The organism is Fretibacterium fastidiosum (assembly GCF_000210715.1).
GTDB classification, from domain to species: domain Bacteria; phylum Synergistota; class Synergistia; order Synergistales; family Aminobacteriaceae; genus Fretibacterium; species Fretibacterium fastidiosum.
The window spans coordinates 1,454,163-1,462,270 of record NC_021038.1 but is presented as its reverse complement, the minus strand read 5'-3'; the positions used below and the strand labels follow the sequence as shown (position 1 = coordinate 1,462,270).

Genomic DNA, 8,108 nt, shown 5'->3' with positions numbered 1-8,108 from the left:
CATCAGCCATGTCCTTACCCCCTCGCCTTATCGATGACCAGCTTCTGATACTGCTCCGTGTACTCGGGGGTGTCCTTGTTCACAAACTCCCCACAGACGATCTTGCCCGCCAGCTCCTCCGGGCTCTTGTCCTTCGCCAGGGCAAGAGGGATGGAGTTCTCCTTGAAGTACTTGTAGTTCTCGATGGGAAGCCTGCGGTTGTTCTTACGCCCGAACTGCGTGTGACAGTGCGTCACGATCTCGATGACGGAAAAGCCCTTCTTGCGGATGCCGTTTGCGATGAAGGTTTCCGCCTGTTTGGGGTTGGCGATGGTCGTGCGCGCCACGTAGGAGGCGCCGGCCCCCTCTGCCAGCTTGCAGATGTCGAAGGTCGGGTCCACGGCGCCGTAGGGCGTCGTCGTCGCAAAGGCTCCGACGGGCGTCGTGGGACTGGCCTGACCGCCCGTCATGCCGTAGATGTTGTTGTTCATGACGATGGCCGTGATGTCGATGTTGCGGCGGCAGGCGTGAATGAAGTGGTTGCCGCCGATGGCCGTGCAGTCGCCGTCGCCCATCACGTTCACCACCGTCAGGTCGGGCCGGTGCAGCTTGATGCCGGTGGAGAAGGCCAGGGATCGGCCGTGGGTCGAGTGGAGCGTGCAGGCGTTGATGTACCCCGCCATGCGGCTGGAACAGCCGATTCCCGAAGCCAGAACCGTGTTCTTCCGGTCCGCGCCGATGCCGATCAGCGCTCGGATGATGGCGTGCATGATGACGCCATGTCCGCATCCGGGGCACCAGATGTGGGGCATAAACCTGCTTCTGACCCAGCTCAAAACCTCTGCGTTCGGCATCTTAAGCCACCTCCTTGATCTTGCGGCCTATCTCTGAGGGCTTGAAGAGTTCGCCGTTCACGAGATTCAACGGCTGAACGTCGCTCCTGCCGTGGAACACGCGGTCCACCTCCAGGACGAGCTGCCCGCAGTTCAACTCCGGGACGATGACGGTCTTCGCCCCCAGGGAGGCCTGCAGCAGCTCCTCGTCCGGGAAGGGCCAGAGCGTGATGGGGCGGAAGAAGCCCGCTGCGATGCCGGCTTTGCGGGCGTCGCGCACGGCGCGCAGGGCGGACCGGGCCACACTGCCGTAGGCCACCACCACGACGTCAGCGCCGTCCATGTACTCCGCCTCGTACTCCACGATCTCGGAGCGGGCGCGGGAAACCTTGCTCATCATCCGCAGGATCTTCTTCTCGATCTCCGCGTTGTCGTTCGTCGGGAACCCCCAGTCGTTCGTCGTCAAGCCCGTCACGTGCCAGGAGTAGCCGTCGCCGAAGGAGGCCATGGGAGGGATTCCCGTCACCGGGTCCGGAAGGTAGGGCGTGAACTTCGCCGGATCGCAGGTCGGCCGGACGCGGTTCACGATCTTGACCTCCCCGGGGGCCTTCTTCACGACCTTCTCCCTCATGTGCCCCACGACCTCATCCCCCAGGATCAGGACCGGCTGACGGAAGCGTTCCGCCGCGTTGAAGGCCTTGATCGCCAGGTCGTAGCACTCCTGCACCGATGACGGCGAGTAGCAGATCGTCGCGTGGTCGCCGTGGGTGCCCCAACGCGCCTGCATCACGTCCTGCTGAGCCACCTTGGTGGGCGTCCCCGTGGAGGGACCGCCCCGCATGACGTCCACCGCCACGAGGGGAATCTCCGCAATATAGGCCAGGCCGAGGTTCTCCTGCTTCAGCGAGAAGCCGGGGCCGGAGGTGGCCGTAAGCGCCTTGGCGCCTGCGATGGAGGCTCCGATGGCGGCTGCGATCCCGGCCAGCTCGTCCTCCATCTGGATGAAGTGCCCGCCAAGCTTCGGCAGCTCTTCTGCCATCACTTCCGCGATCTCCGTCGAGGGCGTGATGGGATATCCCCCGAAGAAGTTGCACCCCGCGGCAAGGGCCCCATGGGCCAGCGCAGTGTTTCCCTGCCAGAAAGCGACGTCAGCCATTTGCCTTATCCTCCTTCACCGTGATAGCGAGATCGGGACAAATGTTCTCGCACTGACGACAGCCGATGCACTCCTCCTGCTTCGTCGCCTCCGACTTCAGGCGATCGCTGAGGCTTAAAACGGACTTGGGGCAGACCCCGATACAAAGGGAGCACCCCTTACACCACGCGTTGTTGACCTCGACCTTAAAGCGCTTCTTTTCCGCCAACAAGACACACCCCCCACTTATTTAAACGCGGGCCGCAGACCGCAGCCGCGCGCAACACCCCACTATTTTTGGATTTATATATATCATCTCTAATATATCATCCGTTCATGAAAAGCCAGCACGTCAGAAACCGATCTTGTCGTTCGCCTGAAGGGAACGCACGACGAGCAGCCCGGAGTCGGCCCCCGTCTGGACGATCGTCTTGTCCGTCACGGGCTTCCCAAAGCGATCGTAGCGGAGCGCCACCTGAGGGTGCACCACGTCTGCTCCTGTGGTACCGATGACCGCTCCCACGCTCCCGTCCGACAGCTCGACCAGCATCCCCGATGGGTAGATGCCAACGGCCAGCAACAGCACGCGCATGACCGCAGGGTCAAAGTGGGCGGCCATCGCCCCCGTCATCAGCGCGATCGCCTCGCGCCCCGGCATGGGGTCCTTATAAACGCGCTTGGCCGTCAGCGCGTCAAAGACGTCCGCTACGGCCGCGATCCTGGCCTCAATGGGGAGGTCCTTCCTGTCCAGGCTGTCGGGGTATCCTCCGCCGCCATAGCGCTCATGGTGCCCCCGGATCACCGTGAGCGTGCGCTCATCCGTCACCCCGCTCTCCACCGCCAGCTGGACGCCCAGGGCCGGGTGCTGCTTCATGACGGCGAACTCCTCGTCCGTAAGCTTTGCCGGCTTGTTCAGTATCTCGTGAGGAACCTTCGCCTTGCCCAGGTCATGCAAGATGCCCCCGATCGCCATAAACTCCGCAAACTCCGGACGATCGGGAAACATGCGATCTGCGAGAAAACTCGACAGGAGCGAGACGTTCAGGGAGTGTACGCTGGTGTACTCGTCCCAGTCCCGCACGTGCCCCAGGCAGAACATCAGCTGCGGGGCCTTCGCGATCTGGCTGGCCAGGACTCTGCCGCGGTCCGCCAGGTTTTGGACGTTCTCTGGCGTACAGTTCCCCGACTGAATCCGCTCCAGAACGTCCTCGACCTGACTCACCGTTTGGTGCGCCAGCTCGGCGTCGATGGGGGCGATGCCCGGCTTGATGCCGCGGACGAGGGACTCGATCTCCTCCCTGGTCCCCCCGCTGGGGAGGAACAGGCGAACCCTGCGGACGTTGGCGTTGCGCAGCTGCTTCTGCAGGCTGGCGATGGATGAGGCGACGCTCATCAGAGAAGTTCCCCTGGAGATGAGGATGCTTCCGGTCGCTCCGGCGATGTCGTTTGCGATCACGGCCTGTCCCTCGCAAAACTGTCCCAGGTCCTCGACGGCGACCTCTCGCACAACGCCGTCCTGTCCCGCGGCGTTACCGGGCCTTTTATTCTCTATAGCTCCCACCCTCGCTCTCCAGAACCGTGATTTTTTGGGGATTTGCCGTTTTGCCCACTACGATCATTAAGGAAACACTGATTAAGTCGTTAAGAACTGCCAACCGCATGGGCTCCCTTCAGTGCATGAAACTTCATCAGGCCGCGCGAAGCGCGTGGGGATTGGGACTGACGGCCCGTGAGCAAGGGCGAACGGCTGCCGGAAGGCTCCCCGAAGCGGGGAGCGTAGCCCCATTTTAAAACTTAAGGAAGCGCTGAAGGATACCCTCCGTTTGATGCTCCTTGATCGCTTTCAACAACTTTTGAAGATTAATCAGCGCTTCCTTAAAAAAACTAAGGACGACCTCTATCCCTGCCCCTTGTAGAGCTGGAACTTGATTCCCCTCTCGTACTCCTGCCCAAAGTCCCCGGCACGCTCCGCAGCGGGGAACTCTCCGCGCCTGAGAAACTGTTCCGTCACCAGGAAGGCACGCCCAAGCTCATTCAGGGCAAGGCGCAGCCTGAAGCGCGCGATCTCTCCCGCCTCTACGGTCCAGGGAGAGAGGCCCTCGACCTTCCGGTCGTCCCCCAGCCTCTCGCGGTAAAAGGCCCGGTCCGGCTCGATGTGGGCCCAGGGGAACAGGGAGGGCAGGCGAAACACGTGGGGCATGTCGGGATCGGTCTGGAAGGGCCACTCGAAGACGAGCTCCCGGGCGGAGTTGTCCTCCGCCATCACGGACAGGCGCAGATTGCCCCGGGCAGAGGGCTGGTTCAGCCACTCGTCCATCTCGAGCAGGATGCCGCGCCCGGACTCGATCAGCTGCATCCACGGGCGATCCAGCGCGAGGCGCGCCAGGTAGGGGCTGTAGCAGGGCAGGTCCGCGATGCGGTCTCCCGTCTCCACGCCATACGCCTGGTCGTAGGGGACGAGCAGCTTCCACTGCGCCCCGGATATCTCGATCGTCTCCGCGGAGACGGCCTCCCACACGAGGCGGTCCCGCTCCCGCTCATGGACCATGAGGATTACCGGCAGCGAGTGCTGGAGCCAATAGGCAAAATGAAGCATCTCGCCGCGGCAGACGTACCCCCGCGCCGTGCGCTCCACGCCCTCGTCCTCGTCGGAACGGATCTGAAGGCCGACGACCTTTCCCAGCCTGGGGTATGCCTCAACGGTCTCCAGGTGCGCGTTCAGCCCCGTGTCCCCGCTGCGCTGCCCGCGAAAGATCAACCCCGGCAGCTGCGCGGAAAGGCGGCTCGCCGCGTAAATTCCAATTCGATCGGCCAACTCGTTCAATAGCCTCCACCTCACCTGATATGGCGCTTTTCTAAAAAATCCGCCCCTATTTTACCCCATCGCAGACGCCCTGCCACAGGGAAAAAATGCCCCGTTCTGTTGAAGCGCCGAATATATTACATTATAATCAATTTAACCGTAAGGGCAATGCGCACCCGCGGTCGACGCGGGCTTCGGCGCACAAAAAACACAGGAGGGCCATAGCACCCGCAGGAGGACGCCTCATGGAAAAAGAACGTGCTCCACTCATAAAGGAAGGGGTCGCCAATCCCACGGACGAAACGACGGCCCAGGGGAGGATATCCGCACGCGCCGCGGCGCTGATCGCGGACCTGGCCCTCCTGCTCTGCGCCCTCCTCTGGGGGGGCAGCTTCACCGTCGTCAAGGTGCTGCTCGACCTCTACCCGCCGAACTGGCTCCTGTTCCTGCGCTTCTCCTGCGGCAGCGCCCTGCTGCTCCTCTTCTTCCACAGGCGGATCGGCAGAATGTCCCGTCAGGCGGTGGCGGGAGGCGTCGTGATCGGCGTCGCCCTGTTCGGCGCCATCCTCTGCCAGACCCTCGGGCTCCTGTTCATGGCCCCAGGCAGGCAGGCCTTTCTGGTGTCGACCTACGTGCTGTTCGTCCCGCTGCTCCTCTGGCTCTTCCGCGGCCTGTTCCCCGGATGGCACACCCTCGCGGCCACCTGCACGTGCCTCATCGGCATGGCCCTCCTCACCTCGGACCTATCGGGCCCCCTCGGCAGAGGGGAGGCCCTGACGGTCCTGTGCGCCCTGTTCTTCGCCCTTCAGATCATCGCCATCAGCCGCTATTCCGCTCAATGCGACCCCATCAGCCTCACCTTCGTGCAATTTACGGTCCTCTCGCTGCTGACGCTGGCCGCCGCGCTCCTGTTCGAGAGGCCGCTCCAGTTCCACTGGCGGCGCGGGCTGCCGGAGCTGGCCTTCGCGATCGTGTTCTGCACCTTCCTCTGCTACCTGGTGCAGATCTGCGCTCAAAGGTACACCAAGGCCAGCCACGCGGCGATCCTGATGAGCCTCGAATCCGTGTTCGGCCTGCTCTGGAGCGTCATCTTCCTGGGCGAACCCACCTCCCTCAGGATGCTGTTCGGCTGCCTTTTGATCTTCCTTTCCGTCCTGCTCGTCGAGTTGGAGCCGCTCCTGAAGCGGGGACGGTGTCCTGGCGGCCCCTCCGCTCGTCCGGATACAGCTTCGCCGCGCAGTCCATCCGCCCCTTCCTCCGGAGGACCTCAAGGACCAGGCACCTGTTCTGCGGCATCCGGTGCTGAAGGAGCGCCCGCTGCTCCCGCCGCTCCGACTCCCGCCGCACCACGCGGACGGGAACGCCCGTGAAGGGGTCCAGCCCCGTGTAGTACATGCAGGTCGCCAGGCTGCCGGGCGTGGGGATAAAATCCTGCGCCTGTTCGGGACAGAAGGAGAGCTCCGCGGCGAACTCCGCCAGCTCGATGGCCTCGTCCACGCCGGCGCCCGGATGCGACGTCATGAAGTAGGGAACGAGGTACTGCCTCTTCCCCAGCTTCCGGTTGCACTCCTCATAGAGCTCCACGAACCTGCGGTACTGTTCGACGCTCCCCTTGCGCATGACGCGCAGGACGGCGGGCGAAGCGTGCTCCGGAGCCACCTTCAGCTGGCCGCTGACGTGGTGCTCGCACAGCTCGCGCAGAAAGGCCTTCCCGTGCGCGCCGTCCAACAGCAGGTAGTCGTACCGAAGTCCGGAGCGCACGAACACCTTCTTCACGCCCGGTACGGCGCGGCACTTCCGAAGCAGCGCCAGGTAGTCCTCGTGGCTCGCGTCAAGCCGTCGGCAGGGCGTTGGAAAGAGGCACTCCTTCCCGCGGCAGACGCCGCGCTCCAGCTGGTCTTTGCAGGACGGGTGACGAAAGTTGGCCGTCGGCCCACCGACGTCGTGGATGTAGCCCTTGAAGTCCGGGAGCCTCGTCAAGGCCCGGACCTCCCGCAGGATGGACTCGTGGCTCCTGGCCTGAATGATCCGCCCTGATGGGCGTGGATGGCGCAAAAGGCGCAGCTGCCGAAGCAGCCCCTGTGGCTCGTGACGCTGAACTTCACCTCGGCAAGCGCCGGCACCCCTCCCAGCGCGTCGTACTTCGGGTGCCACCGGCGCAGGTACGGCATGTCGTAGACGCCGTCCATCTCCGCCTCCGTCAGAGGCAGCGCGGGGGGAAGCTGGACGAGGGTCCCCTTCTCGTGCCCCTGAAGGAGCGTGCGGCCCCGCAACGCGTCCTGCTCCAGCGAGGAGAGGCGAAAGGCCTCCGCGAACTTCCGTCGGTCCCGGACGATCTCGTCCCAGGAGGGAAGCGGCACCGAGCCCGCGGGCTCCTGGCCGCGTTCAGCCACATAGCAGGTGCCCCGGACGTCCCGCACCTCCCCCACCGGGACGCCCCTCTTCAGTGCCGCCGCGATCTCCAGTAATTGCCGTTCCCCCATGCCGTAGATCAGGAGGTCCGCCTGGCTGTCCAGGAGGATGGATCGCCGCAGGGAGTCCGACCAGTAATCGTAGTGGACGAGGCGTCGGAGGCTGGCCTCGATGCCGCCGATGACCAGCGGGATGTCCCCAAAGATCCGGCGGACCTGTTGACAGTAGACGATCGTCGCGCGATCCGGCCGCAGCCCCACGGCGCCTCCCGGCGAGTAGGCGTCCGTCCGTCGGGCCTTTTTCCCTGCGGTCAGCTTTCCCAGCATGGAGTCCAGGTTCCCCGCGCCCACCAGCACCCCCAGCCGGGGGCGCCCCATGCAGGTGAAGTCCTCGTCCCCACGCCAGTTGGGCTGGGCAGCGACGCCGACCCGATACCCCTCGCGCTCCAGGAGGCGGGAGATCAGGCCGACGGCAAAGGAGGGGTGATCCACGTAGGCGTCGCCGTTCACGAACAAGAAGTCAAGCTCGCTCCACCCGCGCGCCTCCATGTCCGCGCGGCAGACAGGAAGGAAGCCCCCTCCCGCCTGCCGCTGCGTGGAACCGCCCACCGCCATTGCCCCCACCCCTTTCAAAGATTCCGGGACGGGCCGCGTCCCAACCCGCCGCCCCGAAGCAAAATCCAGGCCGATCGAGGCCCACAAAAAAGGAGGCTGGGAAACCCCAACCTCCACGTGCTGCTCAATGGTCGGGGCGAGAGGATTCGAACCTCCGACCTCTTGGACCCGAACCAAGCGCGCTAGCCAGACTGCGCTACGCCCCGAAAAGCGTCCCCGCCGCCTCGAACCGCCAAACGACCGGAACCCCTATCAACAACGGCGAGTATATTACCATCTTTCGAGGCGGACGTCAAATGCTGTCGTTGATTGGTGATCATGTCATATCAATT

General features: G+C 64.0%; 7 protein-coding genes, 1 tRNA gene and 1 pseudogene. 1 reads left to right on the top strand and 8 read right to left on the bottom strand.

The genetic code is table 11. The features are described from left to right. Window positions 1-14: 14 nt before the first annotated feature. The 5 genes from SY1_RS06745 to SY1_RS06725 all read right to left on the bottom strand — a co-directional run bounded on the left by SY1_RS06745 (window position 15) and on the right by SY1_RS06725 (window position 4,762). Entirely contained in the window at window positions 15-833 is an 819-nt protein-coding gene (locus SY1_RS06745) for a 2-oxoacid:ferredoxin oxidoreductase subunit beta (RefSeq protein ID WP_015556580.1), read from the bottom strand. 1 nt (window position 834) lies between these two features. Continuing rightward, complete coding sequence (locus tag SY1_RS06740; RefSeq protein WP_015556579.1) at window positions 835-1,968, bottom strand: 2-oxoacid:acceptor oxidoreductase subunit alpha; 1,134 nt, start codon at window positions 1,966-1,968, stop codon at window positions 835-837. Then, complete coding sequence (locus SY1_RS06735; protein ID WP_208873179.1) at window positions 1,961-2,179, bottom strand: 4Fe-4S dicluster domain-containing protein; 219 nt, start codon at window positions 2,177-2,179, stop codon at window positions 1,961-1,963. The genes SY1_RS06740 and SY1_RS06735 overlap by 8 nt, the downstream gene beginning before the upstream one ends. A gap of 120 nt (window positions 2,180-2,299) precedes the next feature. Then, window positions 2,300-3,454 (bottom strand): HD-GYP domain-containing protein, encoded by a 1,155-nt coding sequence (locus SY1_RS06730; RefSeq protein WP_208873177.1) that lies wholly within the window; start codon window positions 3,452-3,454, stop codon window positions 2,300-2,302. 390 nt (window positions 3,455-3,844) lie between these two features. After that, on the bottom strand, window positions 3,845-4,762 hold the full coding sequence (locus tag SY1_RS06725; protein ID WP_208873175.1) for a DUF4365 domain-containing protein: 918 nt from the start codon (window positions 4,760-4,762) through the stop codon (window positions 3,845-3,847). A gap of 95 nt (window positions 4,763-4,857) precedes the next feature. Here SY1_RS06725 and SY1_RS06720 point away from each other — a divergent pair. Then, window positions 4,858-5,853 (top strand): annotated as a pseudogene (locus SY1_RS06720) (DMT family transporter); the annotation flags it as partial. A 10-nt stretch (window positions 5,854-5,863) separates the two neighbouring features. Here SY1_RS06720 and SY1_RS12390 read toward each other — a convergent pair. The 3 genes from SY1_RS12390 to SY1_RS06710 form a co-directional block, all read right to left on the bottom strand. After that, window positions 5,864-6,730, bottom strand: a complete 867-nt coding sequence (locus tag SY1_RS12390) for a DUF3362 domain-containing protein (RefSeq protein ID WP_243440612.1) — start codon at window positions 6,728-6,730, stop codon at window positions 5,864-5,866. Next, on the bottom strand, window positions 6,727-7,776 hold the full coding sequence (locus SY1_RS06715; protein ID WP_015556576.1) for a YgiQ family radical SAM protein: 1,050 nt from the start codon (window positions 7,774-7,776) through the stop codon (window positions 6,727-6,729). The genes SY1_RS12390 and SY1_RS06715 overlap by 4 nt, the downstream gene beginning before the upstream one ends. 128 nt (window positions 7,777-7,904) lie before the next feature. Further along, window positions 7,905-7,982, bottom strand: a tRNA-Pro gene (locus SY1_RS06710). Window positions 7,983-8,108 lie beyond the last annotated feature (126 nt).